Below are 19,305 nucleotides of genomic sequence, written 5' to 3' on the forward strand. Positions count from 1 at the left end.
GATGGTGGACTTCAGCTCCAGGATCTCCCCGCGCGCGTCGACGGTGATCTTCTGCGACAGGTCGCCCTCGGCGACGGCCGTGGTGACCTGGGCGATGGAGCGCACCTGGCTGGTCAGGTTGCCGGCCATGTGGTTCACGGAGTCGGTCAGGTCGCGCCACACACCGGCCACGCCGGGCACCTGCGCCTGGCCGCCGAGGCGCCCTTCGCTGCCGACCTCGCGGGCGACGCGTGTCACCTCGTCGGCGAAGGCGGACAGCTGGTCGACCATCGTGTTGACGGTCTCCTTCAGCTGCAGGATCTCGCCCCGCGCGGGCACGTCGATCTTCTGCGACAGGTCGCCCTTGGCCACCGCCGTGGCCACCTGCGCGATGTCACGGACCTGCGTGGTCAGATTGCCCGCCATGGCGTTGACCGAGTCGGTCAGGTCGGCCCAGGTGCCCGAGACGCCCGGCACCTCCGCCTGCCCGCCGAGCGTGCCCTCGGTTCCGACCTCACGGGCCACCCGGGTGACCTCGGAGGTGAACACGGACAGCTGGTCGACCATGCCGTTGAAGACCTTGGCGATGTCGCCCATGAGGCCGTCCGCGTCGTCGGGCAACCGGGTACCGAAGTCCCCGTCCCGTACGGCGGTCAGGCCGGCCAGCAGCCGCCGCAGCTCCTGGTCGCCCGGCACCGCGTCGACGGCCCCGGCGCTCTCGCTGGTCATGCGCACCCTCGTTCCGCTCCCCAAGAGCCCCCGTGGCCGAGGACTCGGAACTCCCCGGACCGCGGCGGCGGCCCGGCTGTCGTGCATGCGTGTGTGCAGTCACGGATCTGCTCGATGAGAAATACGCCGCAGGCTAACCCACGTTTCGAGTCCCTCACAAAGCCTGCCCGGAATGGTCACCTCAGCACTCGGACGCCTCGAACCCGGCCGGGTTCCCACCTTCACCCGGACCATGCATCGCCCTTCGGGCGAGTCCGTCCGGGGGAGGGGAGCGACCGCCGCCCGGGGCCGCCGCGCACGCTCAGTCGAGGCAGAACTCGTTGCCCTCGACGTCCCGCATCACCAGACACGACTCGTCGACGCCGTCGGCGGGCAGCAGCCGCACGCGCACCCCGCCCAGCCCGACCAGCCGCGCGCACTCGGCCTCCAGCGCGGCGACGCGCTCCTCGCCCACGAGTCCGGTGCCGACCCGCACGTCCAGATGCACCCGGTTCTTGACGGTCTTGCCCTCCGGCACCCGCTGGAAGTACAGCCGCGGACCCGCGCCCGACGGGTCGACGCACGCCGACCAGGACGTCTCGCCCTGCGCCTGCGGCGGTACGACGTAGCCCAGCACCTCGCACCAGAAGTGAGCGACGCGCTCGGGTTCCGCGCAGTCGAACGTGACCTGGAACTGCCTGATCGATGCCATCCGGCCACCCTAGCAAGCGGCCCCGTGCCCCCAACTCCGCTGACCGGGGGGCATGTTGCCACGCCCCTTGTATGGCCGGCGTATCGAAAAGCGCATACGCCGCGACAACCGCCGGGCGTCTCCCATGGGGGCATGAAACCCGACCCGTCCCTGCCGACACCACCCCGCCGCTCGCGCGGGCTCGTGTTCCCCGGCCTGCTGCTCCTCACCGTCGCGGGCGCCGCGTTCGTCCTGCGACGGCCGCTGCTGATGTCCGCTCCGGCGTGCCGGGCCGGGCGGTGGCACACCTGCTTCGGCACGTTCAACGGCGTGCTGCTCATGACCCTCGTCGCGCTGCCGTTGTCCGCGCTCGTCGTGTGGGCGCTGGCCCACCGCCGCCGCAGGGCCGGTGCCGCGTCGCCGTGGCGGACGTCGCTGGCCGAGGTGGGCATGGTCCACGGGACGGTGCCGTTCCTGTGGATGACCATGATGCCGGGCGGCGCCGAGCCCGGCACGGCCCCCGCGCGGGTGAGCCTCGTCCCCCTGCGGGACCTGGTCACGATGGGACCGCTCGGCATCGCCGGCAACCTGCTGGTCTTCGCGGCGCTGGGGTTCTTCGCCCCGATGCGGTGGGCGGCACTGGCGTCCGTGCCGCGGATCCTCGCGCTGGGCGCGGGCTGCTCGGCCCTGGTCGAGACCGCCCAGTACGTCCTGCGGCTGGACCGCGTGTCCTCCGTGGACGACGTGCTCGTCAACGCCACCGGCGCCGCCCTGGCCGCACTGGCGTCGCGCCGCTGGTGGCGTGGGCCGGCGCGGCCGACGGCGGACGACCGGCCCGGTGCCGCGTACGCACGGGCGGGCTGACCCCGCCCGCGGCGGGGGCCCCGGTCCCATACGCCCGCGATATGGCGTGCTGCCTAGGCTGCGGCCATGCGCGTACTGATCGTGGAGGACGAGCCCCACCTGGCCGAGGCGGTCCGTGACGGTCTGCGGCTGGAGGCGATCGCCGCCGACATCGCGGGCGACGGCGACACGGCCCTGGAACTGCTGAGCGTGCACGCCTACGACCTCGCCGTGCTCGACCGCGACATCCCCGGCCCCTCCGGTGACGAGGTCGCCCGGCGCATCGTCGCCTCCGGCAGCGGCATCCCGATCCTGATGCTCACCGCCGCCGACCGGATCGACGACAAGGAGTCCGGGTTCGAGCTCGGCGCCGACGACTACCTGACGAAACCGTTCGAGCTGCGCGAGCTCGTGCTGCGCCTGCGGGCGCTGGACCGCAGGCGCGCGTACGCCCGGCCCCCGGTCCGTGAGATCGCGGGCCTGCGGGTCGACCCGTTCCGCCGGGAGGTGTTCCGTGACGGACGCCATGTGGCGCTCACCCGCAAGCAGTTCGCCGTGCTCGACGTCCTCGTCGCCGCCGAGGGCGGCGTCGTCAGCGCCGAGGAACTCCTGGAGCGGGCCTGGGACGGGAACGCCGACCCCTTCACCAACGCCGTCCGCATCACCGTCTCGGCGTTGCGCAAGCGGCTCGGCGAGCCATGGATCATCGCGACGGTGCCCGGTGTCGGCTACCGCATCGACACCGGCACCGCCCGTCCCGACCGGACGCATGGTTAGCCGCCCGGCGCGCAGCGCCCGGCTCCGACTCGCCCTCAGCTACGCCGGATTCCTCGCCGTCGCGGGCGCCTGCCTGCTGGCCGTGGTGTGGATGTTCCTGCTGCGCTACGTGCCCGACAACAGTCAGGGTCTGCTCGGCGTCTCGCCCAACCGCTACCTCCTGGTGCGCACCTTCGCCCCGGCCGCGGCCCTGGCGATGGCCTTCCTGCTGGTGTTCGGGCTCGTCGGGGGATGGGTCCTGGCCGGCCGGATGCTCGCGCCCCTCACCCGGATCACGGACGCGGCGCGCCGGGCCGGCAGGGGGTCGCTGTCCCACCGCATCCGCATGGAGGGCCGCCGGGACGAGTTCCGCGAGCTGTCCGACGCCTTCGACACCATGCTGGAACAACTGGAGTCCCACGTCGCCGAGCAGCGCAGGTTCGCCGCGAACGCCTCCCACGAACTGCGCACGCCGCTGGCCATCTCGCGGACGCTGCTCGACGTCGCCCGCACCGACCCCACGCGGGACCGCGAGGAGCTGATCGAACGTCTGCATGCCGCCAACGCGCGGGCGATCAACCTCACCGAGGCGCTCCTGCTGCTCAGCCGCAGCGACCGCGGGACCTTCGCCCGTGCGGCCGTCGACCTCTCCCTCCTCGCAGAGGAAGCCGCCGAGACCCTGCTGCCCCTCGCCGAACAGCGCCGGATCACCCTCGAGGTGACCGGAGCGGCGACACCGGCCGGCGGATCGGCGGAGCTCCTGCTGCGGATGGTGACGAACCTCGTCCAGAACGCCCTGGTCCACAACCTCCCCTCCGGCGGCACGGTGACCGTCCACACCGAGGCGCGGCCCGGCGCGAGCGTGCTGCGGGTCGAGAACACGGGCCCTTGCGTGCCGCCGGACCTGGTGCCCACCCTCACCGAGCCCTTCCAGCGCGGAACGGAGCGGGCACGCACCGGCGACCACGCCGGTGTCGGGCTGGGACTGGCCATCGTCCACAGCATCGTCCGCGCCCACGACGGCACCCTCGACCTCGCCCCCCGCGCGGACGGCGGCCTCGTCGCCACGGTCCGCCTGCCCGCCGGGCCCGCGTAGACGTCCTGTTGCTCAGAGGCTGATCGGCAGGTCCGCGCGGGCCTGTTCGAGGTCGTCCTCCCAGATCCACAGGCGGTGCTGGGGCGGCACACCGTGGTAGCCGTACAGGCCCACCTCGGTCAGCGTCCGCAGGTCCACGCACACCCGCTGGTAGGCCTGCCCGATGGCCTCGGCCGGGTCGCCGACCTCGCGTGCCCCGAGTTTGACGCAGGCCCGGTACTCGTAGCCCAGCAGCAGGTCCTCGCCGAACTCCGCCCAGGCGCCGAGGCGTCGGGTCCACGCCTGCTCGGCCTCGTCCAGCAGCAGGTTCAGGTCGGCGGAGGACGGGAGAGAGGGGTAGATGAGGAAGGTGGCGGCCCAGCCGAGAGCCACCATGTCCAGGTTGAACGTGCGCCGGCGCGGGTCGTCGCGCGGCGGCAGCGGATCGGAGGAACCGCCGCCGAACCAGGGCGCGGTGTACGCCAGCAGACGTCCGTTGCTCTCGACGAGCTCACCGGTGGCGATCACGGCCAGCTTGCGCCGGGAGCCGTCGGGGCGGGTCAGACGCGTGGCCACCATGTCCGCGTGGGCCTCGGCCGCCGCCTTGCCCGCCGCCTGGTGCCGCTGCGCGGCGTCGTCGGTGATGCGGGAGACGAGATGGTCGCGCAGGCCCTGCGGCAGGGCGTCGTAGGTGCCGTCCAGCAATCGTGCCCGGGTGCGGTCCAGAGCGGCCTGGGCGGTGGCGGGAGCGCCGCCGAACTCGCTTTCCGGCGTGTCGATGGACACCATGCGGATCGCCATGGCGATGTTCGGTGTGTCGCCGTCGGTGACGCTCAGGAATCGGTAGTCGTGTGCGGGCCGGCTCGGGCCCACGAAGCCCAGATCTGTCATGGCAGTGTCCGAGATGTGGCAAGCGGCGCGGTCCCTTGCGGACTTGCCTTACTTCATTCTCGGCCGCCGTCGCACCGCACGCCACCGCAGCGCGGGCCGTCGGCGGTTCCATCGCCCGGGACGCCGGCTTCCGGCGGCGAGGAACACGCGGGCTGCGGCTGCCCGGGCCGGCCGCACACGGTTCGCGGGGAGCGGCACACGGCCCAACTGCCGTACGCGGGGCGGGACCAGGGGCTTCGCCGTGGCACGGGGGCAGTGGCGCCGGGGCCGGTCGCGAGCACCGGACACCGCCGTGGCGCGGAGGCGGTGGCGCGGACCGGGACACCGCTGCGGCACGGGGAGTGCCGGCGGTGTCCCGGTCCGGCTGTGGACCGGGGCGGGGCGTCAGTGGCCGGAGCCGGCCGGCACCTTTGTCTCGTGCGCGCCGCCGCGGCCGCGCAGGCCGAGCACCGCGAGGGCCGCGCCGACCAGGGCGAGGACGCCGGTGACGAGGACGGCGGTGTGCACGCCGTTCATGAACGCGGTGTGGCTGCCCTCGGTCACGGCGGCCCGGAGCTGCGCCGGCATCCCCTCCGAGACCGGGGCGACGCCCATGGCGACGGCGTCCTTCGCCTCCGCCGAGCGCGCCGCCACCGCGTGCGGCACGCCCGCGTCGGTCAGCGAACCGCCGAGCGTGGAGCCGACGCGGCTGCTGATGAGGGAGACGAGCACCGACGTGCCGAGCGCGCCGCCGACCTGGAGCGCGGTGGCCTGCAGCCCACCCGCGATGCCGCCGTCCCGCACCGGGGCGTTGCCGACGATCGCGTCGGAGGACGCGGCCATCACCATGCCGACGCCGAGACCGAGCGCGACGAAGGGCGGCCACAGGGTGTGGTACGCGGTGTCGGCGTTCCACGCGAGCATCGTGAACGCGGCACCGGCCTGGAGCACCATGCCCAACGGCATGGTCAGACGCGAGCCGAACCGCTCGGTGAGCTTCGCGCCGAGCGGCGAGGCCACCATGGAGGCGAGGCTCAGCGGCAGCGTGCGCACACCGGACTCGACGGGCGTGAAGCCGCGCACGTTCTGCAGGTACAGCATCACGAAGAAGATCACGCCGAGCAGGATGAAGAAGTTCAGCGCGGTGACGACCGTGCCGATCGTCAGGGCCGGGTCGCGGAACAGGCGCATCGGCAGCAGCGGATGGGCGACGCGGGTCTCGTACCGGCCGAACAGGGCCAGGACGACGACGCCCGCGACGATGGCGCCGAGCGTGCCGGGCGAAGTCCAGCCCCAGGTCTCGCCCTTGACGACGCCGAAGACGACGGCGAGCAGTCCGAGGGCGAGCAGCACGACGCCGGGTACGTCGAACTTCTGGTGCGCGGCCGCCTCGTTGCGGGACTGCGGCAGGACCACGAGGCCGAAGACCAGGGCGATGACGCCGATGGGGGCGTTGACGTAGAAGACGGACTCCCAGTCGACGTGCTCGACGAGCAGCCCGCCGACGATGGGGCCGAGCGCGGTGGAGACGGACGAGATCATCGCCCAGATGCCGACCGCCATGCCGAACTTCCCCGGCGGGAACACGGCCCGCAGCAGCGCGAGGGTGTTGGGCATGAGCATCGCGCCGAAGAGGCCCTGCACGGCACGGAAGGCGATGACGCCCTCGATCGACCCGGCCAGGCCGATCGCGACGGACGCGAGGGTGAACCCGACGACACCGACGAGGTACAGGGTGCGGCGTCCGAAGCGGTCGCCGAGCTTGCCGCCGAGGATGAGGGTGGCGGCGAGGGCGAGCAGGTAGGAGTTGGTGACCCACTGCAGTTCGGCGGTGGTGGCGTCGAGGTCCCGGGCGATCTCGGCGTTGGCGATCGAGACGACGGAGCCGTCGAGGCCGACCATGAACAGGCCGAAGGCGACGGCGATCAGCGTGAGCCAGGGGTTGGCGCGCGGACCGCGCGGGCCGGACATGGGCGCGGGCGCTGCGGAGACAGCGGTGACAGACACGGGTGGGTGGTCCTCGGGACGTGGGGCGCGCACAGGGGCGCGTGAACGGGTGGGGGGCGCTGCGCATCGGGGCAGCGCGCCCGGCCCCGGCCGTGGCGGCAGGGGCGGGGGTGGTGGGAAGGCGGGGTACGGGACCGGTCAGGCGGACTGGTCGCGCAGACGCCGGGTGAGGGACTGGAGGGCGCCGAGCGCCGAGCCGAGGGCGTCGAGGTCGCCGTCGGTGAGGTGGCGCAGCGCGGGCGTGAGCCGGGCGGCCGCGATCTTCTCGACCTCGCCGATGCGCTGACGCGCCAGCGCGGTGACGCACAGATGGGCCACGCGCTTGTCGGTGTCGTCCTGGTGCCGCTCCAGCAGGCCCGCCTCGGTGAGGCGGGTGACCAGGGCGCTGACGTTGTTCGGCATCATGCCCAGCGCGTCCGCGGCCTTGTGGACGGTGGCGCCGTCGTGTTCGGCGACGTACTGCAGCAGGGCCAACTGCCGCTCGGGCAGCCTGGGGTAGGGCAGGTTCCGGTCGATGAGCTGCTTGAGCTGCCGGTTCAGTGCGGGCAGGCAGGCCACGAGGCCGGCGGCCACCTGGTCGACGTCCCGGCTCTCGCGAGCCCCACTGCTTCCGGTCACGCCCGCACGTTACCTATGCGGAGAAACCTATGTCAACATACTGATCTCCTGGCGGCATCACCCCGGCCGGGCGTCGGCGGAAGCGCGGGCAGGTCAGGAACCGGTGTGCGCGCTGTCGGTGTGCAGCGGCAGCCGGATCCGGAAGGTGGCGCCCTCGCCGACGGCGGTGTCGACCTCGACCCGGCCGTGATGCGCGCTCACCAGCGAGTGCACGATGGACAGACCGAGCCCCGCGCCACCGGTCGGGGTGCGGCCCCGGGCGGTGTCCGCGCGGTAGAAGCGGTCGAAGACGTGGGCGGCCTGCTCGGTGCTCATCCCGGGTCCCCGGTCGGCGAGTTCGAGGACGGCCTGACCCTCCAGCGTCCCCACGCCGATGCGCACCGGCGTGCCGGGCGGGGTGTGGGCGACCACGTTGCCGACCAGGTTGGACGTCACCTGCCGCAGGCGCGCCTCGTCGCCCAGCACGGGGGCACGGCCGGGCGGGCCACCGCCGGGTCCGGTCAGGGTGACGGGGCGCTCGGGGGCCAGGGCCCGCAGATCGTGCAGGGCGTCCGCCGCCAGGGTGCGCAGGTCCATCGGCGTCGGACGCAGCGTCGGACCCGACTCGGCGGCGGCCTGTTCGTCGAGACGGGCCAGCAGCAGCAGATCCTCCACGAGGCGCACCAGCCGCGCCGCCTCACCCTCGATACGGCTCATCGCCGCGTCGACGTCCGTGCGCTCGGGCATGCCGCCCATCCGGTACAGCTCGGTGAACCCCTTGATCCCGAACAGGGGGGTGCGCAGTTCGTGGCTGGCGTCCGCGATGAAGCTGCGCATGCGCTCGTTGGTGGCCGCTCTGGCCGCGTCCCCGGCCTCGATCCGCTCCAGCATGCCGTTCAACGCGGCCGACAGGCGGCCCAGTTCGGTGCGGGTCCCGGCCGGCTGCGGGACCCGGCTGGACAGATCCCCGGCCGCGATGGCCGCCGCCGTGGCCTCGACGCGCCGCAGCGGCCGCAGCCCGGCCCGCACGGCGAACCAGGCGATGACGCCCAGCAGCACCAGCACCAGTGAGTCGATCACCAGCATCCACCCGCCCAGGTGCCGGATCGTGGCCTGCACCGGCGCCAGCGAACCGGCCACCACCACGGCACCGGGCGCCGCCGCCGGACGGCCGGTGCCCTCGGGCAGGACCGCGACGACCCGCCAGGCGTCGCCGCCGCCCCGGCCCGGCACCTGGAACGGGCGCCCGGCACGGGCCTCGACGGCCGCCCGGTCGAGCACCGGCAGCCGCGGGGCACGGTCGGTGGCCACCCGCAGCGTGTGCCGGACGCGGCCCCGGCCGTCGAGGTGGGCGACGAACACCTCACCGATCAGCTCGCTCTCCGCGGCGCCGCGCGCCCCGGCCTCCCGCTCCCCGGCCGCCGGGGCCGACGGCAGCCGGGCGACCACCGTGGCGGCGGTGCGCAGCCTCGCGTCCAGCTGCTCGACCAGCTGCCGCTGCAGCAGCGTGACCAGCAGCGCGTTGCTGGCCAGCAGCGCGGCGACGACGAGCAGCAGGGTGAGGGACACCACCCGCCCCCGCAGCGACAGACGGCTGACCGGCCCCGCCGCGACCGGGGCGCTCATCCGCGCGGCCTGCGCAGGACGTAGCCGGTGCCGCGCACCGTGTGGATCAGCTTCGGCTCACCCGTGTCGATCTTGCGGCGCAGGTAGCTGATGTAGGAGGCGACGATCGAGTCGTCCCCGCCGAAGTCGTAGTGCCACACCTGGTCCAGCAACCGGTCCCGGGACAGCACCCGCCCGGCGTTCTCCATCAGCACCCGCAGCAGGCGGAACTCGGTCGGCGACAGCTGCACGGGGCGGCCGGCGCGGGTCACCTGATGACTGCCGGGATCCAGCTCCAGGTCGTCGACGACCAGCAGGCCGCCACGGTGGTGGCCGCTGGTGCGGCGCAGCACGGCCTGGATGCGCAGGACGAGCTCCTCCAGGTCGAAGGGCTTGGTGACATAGTCGTCGCCGCCGGCCCGCAGACCGCTGATCCGGTCCTCCGTCGCGTCCCGGGCGGTGAGGAAGAGGATCGGCGGGTGCTCGCGCCCACCGGCCCCGGGCCGCTCACGGCCCAGCCGGCGGGCGACCTCGAACCCGTCGAAGTCCGGCAGCATCACGTCGAGGACGATCAGGTCGGGGCGCCGGTCACGGACCGCCTCCAGGGCCTGGGCGCCCGTCTCGGCCGCGGCCACCTCGAAGCCGGCCAGCCGCAGGCTGGCGGACAACAGCTCACGCAGCGTCGGCTCGTCCTCCACCACCAGCAGTCGCTGCGTCGTCACGGCACCCGTCCTCACCCGATGGTCCTCACCTTCACTGTCCCGCCCCGCCGGAGGCCTGACCCGGACGACGGGCCCTAGGCGTCGCGCCCGCGGAACACGACGAACGCCGCCGCCGTCAGAAGCGTCACACACCCGGCCATCACGCCCAGCCCGGCCCAGGGGCCCAGCAGGTCAGGATCCCGCACACCGGTGACGATCCGCCCGCCGGCGATCGGCGGCCAGTACGTCGACACCCAGTCACCCATCCTGCCCGGCAGCGCCGGAGCGAAGGCCTGGACGATCAGCAGCACGCCGAACAGCGTGGTCACCGTCGCCGTGGTGGAGCGGACGATCGTGCCCAGGGCCAGACCGAACAGGCCCGCCAGTGCCAGATACATGCCACCGCCGACGATGCCGCGCAGGGCCACGCCGTCGGTGAGCGCCAGATGCGGGGCCCCGGCCCGGGACAGCGCCGCCTGCCCGGCCAGGAACCCGGCCAGCGACACCCCGATCCCGGCCGGCAGCGCCACCCCCACCAGCACCACGGCCTTGGAGGCCAGCACCCGCGCCCGGTGCGGCACCGCCGTGAGGGTGGGCACGATGGTGCGCGCCCCGTACTCGGAGGTGACCACCAGGCCGCCCAGCAGCCCCAGGGCGATCTGCGCCAGCAGATAGCCGCGCAGGCTGATGGCCAGCGGGTCGAACGCGCTCCGCTCCGCCGGGCTCATGGACGCGAAGTCGTCGCCGGCGGACGAGCCGCTCAGCGCCGCCAGCCCGATCGTGAACGCCGACGTGCCAAGGATCAGGAACAGCGTCGACCGCATCGTACGGATCTTGATCCATTCGGCGTGCAGGCTGTGGCGGAAGGTCGCCCGCCCCTCCCGTCCCCGGTCCTCGGACGCCCAGGACGCGCGTACGCGTCCCCGCCCGGTCCTCGCCGGCGTGCCGGACGGCGTCGTGGTGGTGCGGCTCATCGGTCCGTCTCCTTCTCCGCCCGGTACTCCACCGCGTCGCGGGTCAACGTCATGAACGCCTTCTCCAGCGACTCCCGGCGCGGGGCGAGTTCGTGCAGCTCCACGTCGGCGGCCGCTGCCACCGCCCCGATCTCGGCGGCCTCCAGACCGGTCACGACCAGGGTGCCGGCGCCCTCGGCCCGCACCTGCGCCGCGGCGCCGAGCAGGCCGCGCAGGACCTCGGCCCGCGGGCTGCGCACCACCACCTCGCGGGCGGAGTGCGCCGCGATGAAGTCCTTCATCGTCGTGTCGGCGATCAGCTTCCCGCGCCCGATGACGAGGAGGTGGTCGGCGGTCAGTTCCATCTCGCTCATCAGATGGCTGGACATCAGCACCGCGCGTCCCTCGGCGGCCATCCGCCGCATCAGGGCGCGGATCCACACGATGCCCTCCGGGTCCAGCCCGTTGAGCGGTTCGTCGAAGACCAGCACCGGGGGATCGCCCAGCAGCGCCGCGGCGATCCCCAGCCGCTGCCGCATGCCCAGCGAGTACGTCCCCGCCGGGCGCCGGGCCGCCTTCTCCAGCCCGACCTCCGCCAGCACCTCGGCGACCCGGCCGCGCGCGATACCGTTGCCGGCCGCGAGCGCCAGCAGATGGTGGAAAGCGCTGCGGCCGGGCAGCACCGCGCCCGGGTCGAGCACCGCCCCGACCGCCCTCAGCGGGGCGGGCTGCCGGACGTACGGCCGCCCGCCCACGCGGGCGGTACCGGACGTGGCGGCGTCCAGGCCCAGGACGAGGCGCAGCGTGGTCGACTTGCCGGCGCCGTTCGGCCCCAGGAAACCGGTCACCGCCCCGGCCCGGACCGTGAACGTCAGATCGTCCACGGCGAGGACGTCGCCGTAGCGTTTCGTCAGACCCTGCACTTCGATCATCGAGACTCCCGACCCGGTGTCAGCGAGGCACACGAGGACCCGTGTGCGCTGCCCCCACTGTCGAGGGCCAGGTGGGGCGGGAGCTGAACGAGCATGTGAGCCTCATGACAACCGCACGCCCGTGACCTGCGGCGATCTCATCCAAGGCGCTCCGCGGGGCGGGAACTCCCAGGAAACTCCCATGCGCTTCCCATGAAAGGCGCGGCCGCGGCGGCGCGACCGCCCGGGGCCCGGCGCCGCGACCGCCGGGCCCCGGTGCCGCGCCCCGTGCTAGCGTTGCCCGTTTGCAGCGTCGCTGTGCCGGTGTCCGTTCCGTGTCCCGGCCGGTGGCCGCGTCCCCGCCGCGCCCTCCCCGGTACGGTCCCCTCGGAGGAAGGCCCGACATGAGCGAATCAGCACCCACCGACCCCACGGCCCTGCCCGCGGCGCCCTCCTTCGCACAGCTGGGGCTGCCCGCCGGGCTCCTGCGGACGCTCGGCGAACGCGGTGTGACGGTGCCCTTCCCGATCCAGGCGGCGGCGCTGCCCGACGCGCTCGCGGGACGGGACGTCCTCGGCCGCGGCCGTACGGGATCCGGCAAGACGCTCGCCTTCGGCCTCGGCCTGCTCGCCCGGACGGCGGGCCGGCGAGCACAGCCGAAGGAGCCGCTGGCACTCGTCCTGGTGCCCACCAGGGAGCTGGCCCAGCAGGTCGGCGAGGCGCTCACCCCGTACGCCGAGGCGCTGCGGCTGCGGCTGGCCACCGTGGTCGGCGGTGTCTCCGCCGGACGGCAGGCCGCCGCGCTGCGCGACGGCGCCGAGATCGTCGTCGCCACCCCGGGAAGGCTGCACGACCTCGTCGAACGCAAGGGCTGCCGGCTCGGACGAGTGCGCATCGTCGTCCTGGACGAGGCCGACCAGATGTGCGACCTGGGATTCCTTCCGCAGGTCACCGAGCTGCTGGACCAGGTGCGCCCCGACGGGCAGCGGATGCTGTTCTCCGCCACCCTCGACCGCGACGTCGACCAGCTGGTGCGGCACTACCTCCGCGGCCCCGCCGTCCACTCCGTGGACCCCTCCACCGGCGCGGTCCCCGCCGTCGAGCACCACGTCCTCGTCGTCCACGGCCCGGACCGCTACGCCGTCACCACGGAGATCGCCGCCCGGGACGGCCGCGTCCTGCTGTTCCTGGACACCAAGCACGGCGTCGACCTGCTCACGCGGCATCTGCGGACCAACGGCGTGGCCGCCGCCGCCCTGCACAGCGGCAAGGCCCAGCCGCAGCGCACCCGGACCCTGGCCCAGTTCAAGAACGGTCAGGTCACCGCCCTGGTCGCGACGAACGTCGCCGCACGCGGCCTGCACGTCGACGACCTCGACCTCGTGGTCAACGTCGACCCGGCCACCGACCCCAAGGACTATCTGCACCGCGCGGGCCGCACGGCCCGGGCCGGCCGCTCCGGCACCGTCGTGACACTCGTCCAGTCCGCGCAGCGCCGCGAGACGAGCCAGGTCCTGGCGGACGCCGACGTCGTCCCCCGGGTCGCCAAAGTGCGCTCCGGCGAAGCGGAGTTGAGCCGGATCACCGGAGCCAGGACCCCTTCCGGCACACCCCTCGACGGCGGACCGGCCGCACCGCGCACCAAGAACCACAACGTGCCGTTCCGCGGCCTGGGCAACAGCAAGGACCCCCAGGGCGGCTCCGGCGGCAGGGCGTCCCGCAGGACCAGCGAGGCACGCAAGCTCGCCGAGGCCCGCAAGGCCGCCCGGGTACGCCGCTCCGGCTGATGCGGCTCTCCGGACGGCCCGCTCGCGGACCGGTGTCCGCATCGAGCCGCGCCTCGACGCCCCTGCGGCCTCAGAAGAACCCGAGCTTCTTCGCCGAGTACGACACCAGCAGGTTCTTCGTCTGCTGGTAGTGGTCGAGCATCATCTTGTGCGTCTCGCGGCCGATGCCCGACTTCTTGTAGCCGCCGAAGGCCGCGTGGGCCGGGTAGGCGTGGTAGCAGTTGGTCCAGACGCGGCCCGCCTTGATCTCGCGGCCCAGGCGGTAGGCCGTGTTGCCGTCCCGGGTCCAGACGCCCGCCCCGAGGCCGTACAGCGTGTCGTTGGCGATCTTCAGGGCCTCGTCGACCGAGTCGTAGGTGGTCACCGACACGACCGGGCCGAAGATCTCCTCCTGGAAGATCCGCATGTCGTTGGTGCCGCGGAAGATGGTCGGCTCGATGTAGTAGCCGCCCTCCAGACCGGGAACCGTGCGGGAGTTGCCGCCCGTGACGACCTCGGCGCCCTCCTTCCGGCCGATGTCGAGGTAGGACAGGATCTTCTCGTACTGGTCGTTGCTGGCCTGGGCGCCGATCATCGTGGCCGGGTCCAGCGGGTCGCCGCCGACGATGGCCCGGGTGCGTTCCACGCAGCGGGCCATGAAGTCGTCGTAGATCGACGAGGGGATCAGGGCCCGGGACGGGCAGGTGCAGACCTCGCCCTGGTTGAGGGCGAACATCACGAAGCCCTCGACGGCCTTGTCCAGGAAGTCGTCGTCGGCGGCCATCACGTCGGGCAGGAAGATGTTCGGGCTCTTGCCGCCCAGTTCCAGTGTGACGGGGATGATGTTCTCGCTCGCGTACTGCATGATCAGGCGGCCGGTCGTGGTCTCGCCGGTGAACGCCACCTTCGCCACGCGCGGGCTGGACGCCAGCGGCTTGCCCGCCTCCACGCCGAAGCCGTTGACGACGTTCAGCACGCCGGGCGGCAGCAGATCGGCGATCAGGTCGACGACGTAGAGCAGGCTGGCCGGGGTCTGTTCGGCCGGCTTGATGACGACGCAGTTGCCGGCGGCCAGCGCGGGCGCCAGTTTCCAGGCGGCCATCAGGATCGGGAAGTTCCACGGGATGATCTGGCCGACCACGCCCAGCGGCTCGTGGAAGTGGTAGGCGACGGTGTCGGCGTCGATCTCCGCGATGCTGCCCTCCTGGGCGCGCACGACGCCGGCGAAGTACCGGAAGTGGTCCACGGCCAGCGGGATGTCGGCGGCGAGCGTCTCGCGGACCGGCTTGCCGTTCTCCCAGGTCTCGGCGACCGCGATCTTCTCCAGGTGCTGCTCGATGCGGTCCGCGATCCGGTTGAGGACGTTCGCGCGTTCCGTGGTGGAGGTGCGGCCCCACGCGTCGGCCGCCCGGTGCGCCGCGTCCAGGGCGAGGTCGACGTCGGCCGCGGAGGAGCGGGCCACCTCGCAGAAGACCTTGCCGGTCACGGGGGTCGGGTTCTCGAAGTAGCGGCCCTCGACGGGGGCCACCCAGTCGCCGTCGATGAAGTTGTCGTAGCGCCGGGCGAAGTTGACGATGCTGCCGTCGGTTCCTGGCTGCGCGTACACCATGGCGGCTCTCCTCGGGGCAGGGCATGTGACGGTCACGCCGTCGTGACGCCCTCACTGTGCTCCCGGCAGGTTGGCGCAAGGTTGGCGCCCGTGCCGGGCCGTGGCGTCAGTCGCGCAGCGCCGCCGTCAGCCGTCCCGCCGCGATCGCCCGGCGGGTGTCGTCCGGGCCCAGCAGCCGCAGCGCGTGCTCGTGGATCTCCGCGTCGTACGGTGCCCGTTCGCCGTAGCGCAGGGCGTGTTCGGGGCGCGTGCTCGCCAGCACGGCCTCCCGCACGGCTACTTCGAGACGGGTGCGCCACTCCTCGATGCCGGGCGCCTCGGAGCGGGGGAGCAGCGGGCCGCCGTAGTGGCGCAGCGCGGTGTCCGTGTCGCCCTGTTCCAGCGCGCGCAGCACGTCCAAGGCGTCGCAGGACACGGGTGCGGTGAGGGTGTAGCGGCGGGGCGAGACGCCACCGCCGAGCGCGCGGCGCAGGTGGGAGACCTCCGCCTTGAAGGTGGACGCGGTGACCGGACGGTCGCCGTACAGGGCGGCGCGCAGCCGCTCCGGCGAGAAGCCGCCCGGTTCCAGCGCGAGCAGGGTGAGGATCTCCAACTGACGTGGGCGCAGGCTCAGTCGGCGGCCCTCTCGGGCGGCCTGCTCGGTGCCCAGGCAGGTGAGCCGCAGCCGGCCGGGGCGGGGCAGCGCCTCCGTGCCGAGACGGGCCTCGATCGTGGACACCAGCGTCCGCACGGTCGACATGGCCAGCGGATGCGAGCGGTCCCAGGTGGTGGACAGGTCCAGGACGCCCAGGACACGGCCGTCCGGGCCGTGCACGGGCGCGCAGTAGCAGACCCAGCCGTGCAGCGCCGACACCAGGTGCTCGGCCGAGAAGACCGAGCTGGGGCGGCCGGTGCGCAGGGCGAGGGACAGGGCGTTGGTGCCCATGGCCTGCTCGTCCCAGCGGCCGCCCGGCGCGAAGTTGACGCGCTCGGCGCGGCGGCGCATGGTCGCCCCGCCGCAGGTCCACAGGATGGTGCCGGACTCGTCCGTGACGGCCGTGACGAACCCGGCGTCCTCGGCGATGCTGCGCAGTTCACCGGCGAGCGCGGTCACCGGCCGGTACAGCGGTGAGGACGTCCAGCGCTGGTGCACCGGGCCCCCGTCGGTCACCGGGGCGCTGTCACGGCCGGGATCCACGCTGATCAGGGAGCGCGCCCAGGACTCGGTCACCTCGTGCCGCAGTGCGGTGGTGCCGCCCGGGCGGGCGCCCGGGACACTCAGCCGCGGCACCCAGCGGGACCACTCGTGCTCCAGCACGGCCCTGCGCTGTTGGAGGTCAGGGCGCTGTGACATGGCCTCTCCCTGCCGTCGTACCGGTTCTCGGCGTGAGGTCAGTGTTACCGGATGCGCCGGGCCCGGTCGAGGAGCCCGGCGTGACCGGAAGACGCCGCATCGAAGGGCCCGTGGCTCGAACGTGACCGAACGGCCGGGAATCGACCCCCGGGCTGAACGGGCGACCGCCTGACTGGATGTTTGTCCGGTGCCCCCGTGCCGCCGGACGGGTGACGCGTTCACTCGACCCGACGGACGGCGTCCCACCCGCGTACCACCGGCGCGCGACGTCCCGTTGCCCTGGCATGGACAGCACTGACACGGCGCGGCGCCCTTCCCACGGCGACGCCACGCCCCGTCCGTACGCCGAGATCACCAGCGCCTACGCGGGGCATCCGCCGATCTACGCGGCCCTGGTCGCCGAATGGGAGGCGAGGGGCCACACGGTGCCCGAGCACCGCGACGGCCAGTGGGTCTCCTTCGCCGCACCGGCGGACAGCGAGACCTGGGCGGCCGTCCCGTCGTGGACGGCCGGCCCGCACCTGGGCCCGGTCGCCCCGGCCGGGGCCCACCCGGCCGCCGGCCGGGCCATGGGCGCCCTCTTCACCAGCCGTCCGGCACCACCGGCTCCGCGCTGACCGGCGCCAGCACGGCGAGCGTGCCGGTGGCCTCGCGCAGGACCGACTCCAGGGCACCGGGCGCGTGCAGCGCGCCGGTGCCGTCCGGCGGGACGAGCCACTCCAGACGGCCCGCGGGCCGGTACGGCGGCGGCACGGCGATCCAGGAGCCCCGGCCCAGGTGCCGCACGCCGCACCCCACCCACTCGCTGACCGGATCCGGTGGCAGGAAGAACCCCACTCTGCGCGCGGCCGAGTCCACCAGGGTGGGGCCCGGCACCCGCAGCGGGTCGCGCCACAGCAGGTCCAGCGCGAGCAGCCCGAGCCGGTCGGGCACGCTGAGCACGTCCCAGTACCGCCCGGCCTCCACCAGCGCCGTGCCCGTGCCGTGGTCCCACTCCCGCTTGCACTCCTGGGGGTCCGTCGCGGCCGCCGCGAGCCACTCGACGGCTTGCTTCCACATGACGCTCTGCATGGCCACCCCAGGCACAGTCGGCGGCGCCGCGGTGGCGCGCGCGGGACACGGGCCGGTGACCCGCGGGGTTCCGCGCGCCGCCCGGCCACAGCCATGGTCGTAGATATTTCTACGGGCTGGAAGGGGTGGCGCGGTCTGGCGTTTTATGCCGGGCCTGGCCCGGTCGAAAGGGAGCAGGCGAAGGTGCCGGCCCGAAAGCCCCCGGTCAACTCCGGACGCGTCCGGCGTCCTTCGCGGGCCGCGAGGAGGGGCAAGGGGCCCGAGCGCGACAACGGCCCCCACCGGAGGCACCGGTGAAGGCCGTCCCGGACGACAGGCGAGGTCAGTCGGTGCGTTCGGCGTGCTTCTTCTTGATGCGGGCCGCTTCCTTGCGCACCTCGGCCTGGGTGGCGCGCTCCCGCACCAGCCACTCGGGGTTCTCCTGCTTCAGCTTCTCGATCTCTTCGGTGGTGAGGGCCTCGGTGACACCCCCACGGGCCAGGCCCGCGATGGAGACGCCGAGCTTCGCGGCGACCACCGGGCGGGGGTGCGGGCCGTTGCGCCGCAGGTTCTGCAGCCACTGCGGCGGGTTCGCCTGGAGCTCGTTCAGCTCGGCGCGCGAGACGACACCCTCCCGGAAATCGGCGGGGGTGGCCTCGAGGTACACACCCAGTTTCTTCGCCGCGGTGGCGGGCTTCATCGTCTGGGTGCTCTGGTGCGACGTCATGGCATCCAGCGTATCGAGCGTGTGCACGAGGCCTGACCACGGCCGGTAACCTGGCCAGGTGACAGGCTCGGAAGTTTCCCCCTCGTTCCGGCTCGTGTACGTCCCCGGGGTGATGCCCGACAAGTGGGTGCGCGTCTGGAACGGGCGGCATCCCGACGTCCCGCTGACCCTCGCGCAGGTGCCCGCCGCGGTCGCGGCCGAGCGGTTGCGGAGCGGGGAGGCCGACGCGGGTCTCGTCCGGCTGCCCGTCGACCGCACGGTCTTCAGCGCGATCCCCCTCTACACCGAGCAGACGGTCGTCGTCGTCCCCAAGGACCACCTGGTCACGGCGGTCGACGAGGTGACGCCGGAGGATCTGTCCGACGACATCGTGCTGCACCCGCTCGACGACGTCTTCGACTGGCAGCAGGGGCTCCCCGGCCGGCCCGCCTTCGAACGCCCCGCCACCACGGCCGACGCGGTCGAGCTGGTCGCCGCGGGCATCGGCGTCCTGATCGTGCCGCTGTCGCTCGCCCGCCTGCACCACCGCAAGGACCTCACGCACCGGCCCCTCACGAACGCCCCCGAGTCGAGCGTCGCCCTGTCCTGGCCCGAGGACGCGACGACCGACCAGGTGGAGGACTTCATCGGCATCGTCCGCGGCCGCACGGTCAACAGCACCCGCGGCCGTGTGCAGCCTCCGGCGGACAAGCGGGGACGCACGGACAAGACCGCGGCCCGCCGAGAGGACGGCCCCCGCCGAAAGCCGGGAGCGGCGGGGAAGCAGGGGGCGGCAGGGAAGTCAGGCGCGGCCGGGAGGTCAGGCGCGGCCGGGAAGCAGGGAGCCGCCGGGAAGCCCGGGGCGGCAGGGAAGCCGGGGACGAACCGTCGCGGGGGAGCCTCCGGCGGAACCCCCAAGGGCGGCGGCAAGCGCGGCCGGCCGCGACGCGGGTCGTAACGCTCACGGGCCCGCGTGCGCGGCGGAGGTAGCGCGCCGCCGGGGCGGGCCGTGCGGCGGCGGGCGTGGCCGGTTGTGACGCTTGCGCGTCTCGGTGTGCGCGGCGGCGCCGTCGTGCGGCGGACCCTGGGGGCGGCGTCCGCCGGCGGTGATAGCCCTCACCGGGCTCGGTGACCCCGGCGGGACG

The 19,305-nt window shown here is 73.6% G+C and carries 19 protein-coding genes; 6 read left to right on the plus strand and 13 right to left on the minus strand.

Features of this window, described 5'->3' with window-relative positions; all coding sequences use genetic code 11:
- Positions 1–708, minus strand: a 708-nt coding sequence (locus ACIGAN_RS25135) for a HAMP domain-containing protein (protein WP_399860698.1), incomplete at its 3' end; no start/stop codon positions are given.
- Positions 709–1,009: 301 nt separating this feature from the next.
- On the minus strand, positions 1,010–1,399 hold the full coding sequence (locus ACIGAN_RS25140) for a VOC family protein (protein WP_399860700.1): 390 nt from the start codon (positions 1,397–1,399) through the stop codon (positions 1,010–1,012).
- Between the two features lie 132 nt (positions 1,400–1,531).
- Here ACIGAN_RS25140 and ACIGAN_RS25145 point away from each other — a divergent pair, with 132 nt between their 5' ends.
- The 3 genes from ACIGAN_RS25145 to ACIGAN_RS25155 all read left to right on the plus strand — a co-directional run bounded on the left by ACIGAN_RS25145 (position 1,532) and on the right by ACIGAN_RS25155 (position 4,073).
- Positions 1,532–2,242, plus strand: a complete 711-nt coding sequence (locus ACIGAN_RS25145) for a VanZ family protein (RefSeq protein WP_399860704.1) — start codon at positions 1,532–1,534, stop codon at positions 2,240–2,242.
- Positions 2,243–2,308: 66 nt separating this feature from the next.
- Positions 2,309–2,998 carry a response regulator transcription factor gene (locus tag ACIGAN_RS25150; protein WP_399860705.1) on the plus strand — a complete coding sequence of 230 codons (690 nt, stop codon included), beginning with the start codon at positions 2,309–2,311 and terminating at the stop codon, positions 2,996–2,998.
- Positions 2,991–4,073: a sensor histidine kinase gene (locus tag ACIGAN_RS25155; RefSeq protein WP_399860707.1), complete on the plus strand. Its 1,083-nt coding sequence runs from the start codon at positions 2,991–2,993 to the stop codon at positions 4,071–4,073. The genes ACIGAN_RS25150 and ACIGAN_RS25155 overlap by 8 nt, the downstream gene beginning before the upstream one ends.
- 12 nt (positions 4,074–4,085) lie before the next feature.
- Here the strand turns inward: ACIGAN_RS25155 and ACIGAN_RS25160 are convergent, their stop codons facing one another.
- From ACIGAN_RS25160 to ACIGAN_RS25190, 7 genes are all read right to left on the minus strand, one after another.
- On the minus strand, positions 4,086–4,943 hold the full coding sequence (locus ACIGAN_RS25160; RefSeq protein ID WP_399860710.1) for a hypothetical protein: 858 nt from the start codon (positions 4,941–4,943) through the stop codon (positions 4,086–4,088).
- 384 nt (positions 4,944–5,327) lie between these two features.
- Positions 5,328–6,893 carry an MFS transporter gene (locus ACIGAN_RS25165; RefSeq protein WP_399860874.1) on the minus strand — a complete coding sequence of 522 codons (1,566 nt, stop codon included), beginning with the start codon at positions 6,891–6,893 and terminating at the stop codon, positions 5,328–5,330.
- 174 nt (positions 6,894–7,067) lie between these two features.
- Positions 7,068–7,547 (minus strand): MarR family winged helix-turn-helix transcriptional regulator, encoded by a 480-nt coding sequence (locus tag ACIGAN_RS25170; protein ID WP_365740905.1) that lies wholly within the window; start codon positions 7,545–7,547, stop codon positions 7,068–7,070.
- Positions 7,548–7,640: 93 nt separating this feature from the next.
- Positions 7,641–9,152, minus strand: coding sequence for a sensor histidine kinase (locus ACIGAN_RS25175; RefSeq protein ID WP_399860713.1), 1,512 nt, complete (start codon positions 9,150–9,152; stop codon positions 7,641–7,643).
- Positions 9,149–9,853: a response regulator transcription factor gene (locus ACIGAN_RS25180; protein ID WP_365740901.1), complete on the minus strand. Its 705-nt coding sequence runs from the start codon at positions 9,851–9,853 to the stop codon at positions 9,149–9,151. The genes ACIGAN_RS25175 and ACIGAN_RS25180 overlap by 4 nt, the downstream gene beginning before the upstream one ends.
- A 74-nt stretch (positions 9,854–9,927) precedes the next feature.
- Positions 9,928–10,806: an ABC transporter permease gene (locus tag ACIGAN_RS25185; RefSeq protein WP_399860716.1), complete on the minus strand. Its 879-nt coding sequence runs from the start codon at positions 10,804–10,806 to the stop codon at positions 9,928–9,930.
- The gene (locus ACIGAN_RS25190; protein ID WP_365740897.1) at positions 10,803–11,717 is read right to left on the minus strand and encodes an ABC transporter ATP-binding protein; all 915 of its coding nucleotides are present in this window, start codon (positions 11,715–11,717) and stop codon (positions 10,803–10,805) included. The genes ACIGAN_RS25185 and ACIGAN_RS25190 overlap by 4 nt, the downstream gene beginning before the upstream one ends.
- Positions 11,718–12,100: 383 nt before the next feature.
- On the opposite strand from ACIGAN_RS25190, the gene ACIGAN_RS25195 reads away from it, so the two are divergent.
- Entirely contained in the window at positions 12,101–13,483 is a 1,383-nt protein-coding gene (locus ACIGAN_RS25195; protein WP_399860719.1) for a DEAD/DEAH box helicase, read from the plus strand.
- Between the two features lie 70 nt (positions 13,484–13,553).
- Here ACIGAN_RS25195 and adh read toward each other — a convergent pair whose 3' ends face one another.
- The gene (adh, locus tag ACIGAN_RS25200) at positions 13,554–15,071 is read right to left on the minus strand and encodes an aldehyde dehydrogenase (RefSeq protein ID WP_365740893.1); all 1,518 of its coding nucleotides are present in this window, start codon (positions 15,069–15,071) and stop codon (positions 13,554–13,556) included.
- 106 nt (positions 15,072–15,177) lie between these two features.
- Positions 15,178–16,404: a GAF domain-containing protein gene (locus tag ACIGAN_RS25205; RefSeq protein WP_399860723.1), complete on the minus strand. Its 1,227-nt coding sequence runs from the start codon at positions 16,402–16,404 to the stop codon at positions 15,178–15,180.
- Positions 16,405–16,688: 284 nt separating this feature from the next.
- Between ACIGAN_RS25205 and ACIGAN_RS25210 the strand changes: the two genes are divergently transcribed.
- Entirely contained in the window at positions 16,689–17,021 is a 333-nt protein-coding gene (locus ACIGAN_RS25210; RefSeq protein WP_365740890.1) for a hypothetical protein, read from the plus strand.
- On the opposite strand, the gene ACIGAN_RS25215 is transcribed toward ACIGAN_RS25210, so the two are convergent.
- Positions 16,987–17,475 (minus strand): hypothetical protein, encoded by a 489-nt coding sequence (locus ACIGAN_RS25215; RefSeq protein ID WP_399860876.1) that lies wholly within the window; start codon positions 17,473–17,475, stop codon positions 16,987–16,989. The two genes, ACIGAN_RS25210 and ACIGAN_RS25215, sit on opposite strands and share 35 nt — an antisense overlap.
- A 322-nt stretch (positions 17,476–17,797) precedes the next feature.
- Positions 17,798–18,181 (minus strand): DUF5997 family protein, encoded by a 384-nt coding sequence (locus ACIGAN_RS25220; protein WP_399860726.1) that lies wholly within the window; start codon positions 18,179–18,181, stop codon positions 17,798–17,800.
- Between the two features lie 58 nt (positions 18,182–18,239).
- Here ACIGAN_RS25220 and ACIGAN_RS25225 point away from each other — a divergent pair, with 58 nt between their 5' ends.
- Entirely contained in the window at positions 18,240–19,118 is an 879-nt protein-coding gene (locus ACIGAN_RS25225) for a LysR family transcriptional regulator substrate-binding protein (protein ID WP_399860729.1), read from the plus strand.
- Positions 19,119–19,305: the final 187 nt, after the last annotated feature.

The organism is Streptomyces sp. NPDC085931, assembly GCF_044540565.1.
GTDB lineage: Bacteria > Actinomycetota > Actinomycetes > Streptomycetales > Streptomycetaceae > Streptomyces.

Bases quoted from the DNA above. Each gene is read 5' to 3' on its own strand.
- ACIGAN_RS25215 (WP_399860876.1), bottom strand. From the start codon at position 17,475: ATGCAGAGCGTCATGTGGAAGCAAGCCGTCGAGTGGCTCGCGGCGGCC.
- ACIGAN_RS25160 (WP_399860710.1), bottom strand. From the start codon at position 4,943: ATGACAGATCTGGGCTTCGTGGGCCCGAGCCGGCCCGCACACGACTAC.
- ACIGAN_RS25220 (WP_399860726.1), bottom strand. From the start codon at position 18,181: ATGACGTCGCACCAGAGCACCCAGACGATGAAGCCCGCCACCGCGGCG.
- ACIGAN_RS25145 (WP_399860704.1), top strand. From the start codon at position 1,532: ATGAAACCCGACCCGTCCCTGCCGACACCACCCCGCCGCTCGCGCGGG.
- ACIGAN_RS25140 (WP_399860700.1), bottom strand. From the start codon at position 1,399: ATGGCATCGATCAGGCAGTTCCAGGTCACGTTCGACTGCGCGGAACCC.
- ACIGAN_RS25210 (WP_365740890.1), top strand. From the start codon at position 16,689: ATGGACAGCACTGACACGGCGCGGCGCCCTTCCCACGGCGACGCCACG.
- ACIGAN_RS25175 (WP_399860713.1), bottom strand. From the start codon at position 9,152: ATGAGCGCCCCGGTCGCGGCGGGGCCGGTCAGCCGTCTGTCGCTGCGG.
- ACIGAN_RS25185 (WP_399860716.1), bottom strand. From the start codon at position 10,806: ATGAGCCGCACCACCACGACGCCGTCCGGCACGCCGGCGAGGACCGGG.
- ACIGAN_RS25165 (WP_399860874.1), bottom strand. From the start codon at position 6,893: ATGTCCGGCCCGCGCGGTCCGCGCGCCAACCCCTGGCTCACGCTGATC.
- ACIGAN_RS25205 (WP_399860723.1), bottom strand. From the start codon at position 16,404: ATGTCACAGCGCCCTGACCTCCAACAGCGCAGGGCCGTGCTGGAGCAC.
- ACIGAN_RS25190 (WP_365740897.1), bottom strand. From the start codon at position 11,717: ATGATCGAAGTGCAGGGTCTGACGAAACGCTACGGCGACGTCCTCGCC.
- adh (WP_365740893.1), bottom strand. From the start codon at position 15,071: ATGGTGTACGCGCAGCCAGGAACCGACGGCAGCATCGTCAACTTCGCC.
- ACIGAN_RS25155 (WP_399860707.1), top strand. From the start codon at position 2,991: ATGGTTAGCCGCCCGGCGCGCAGCGCCCGGCTCCGACTCGCCCTCAGC.
- ACIGAN_RS25195 (WP_399860719.1), top strand. From the start codon at position 12,101: ATGAGCGAATCAGCACCCACCGACCCCACGGCCCTGCCCGCGGCGCCC.
- ACIGAN_RS25150 (WP_399860705.1), top strand. From the start codon at position 2,309: ATGCGCGTACTGATCGTGGAGGACGAGCCCCACCTGGCCGAGGCGGTC.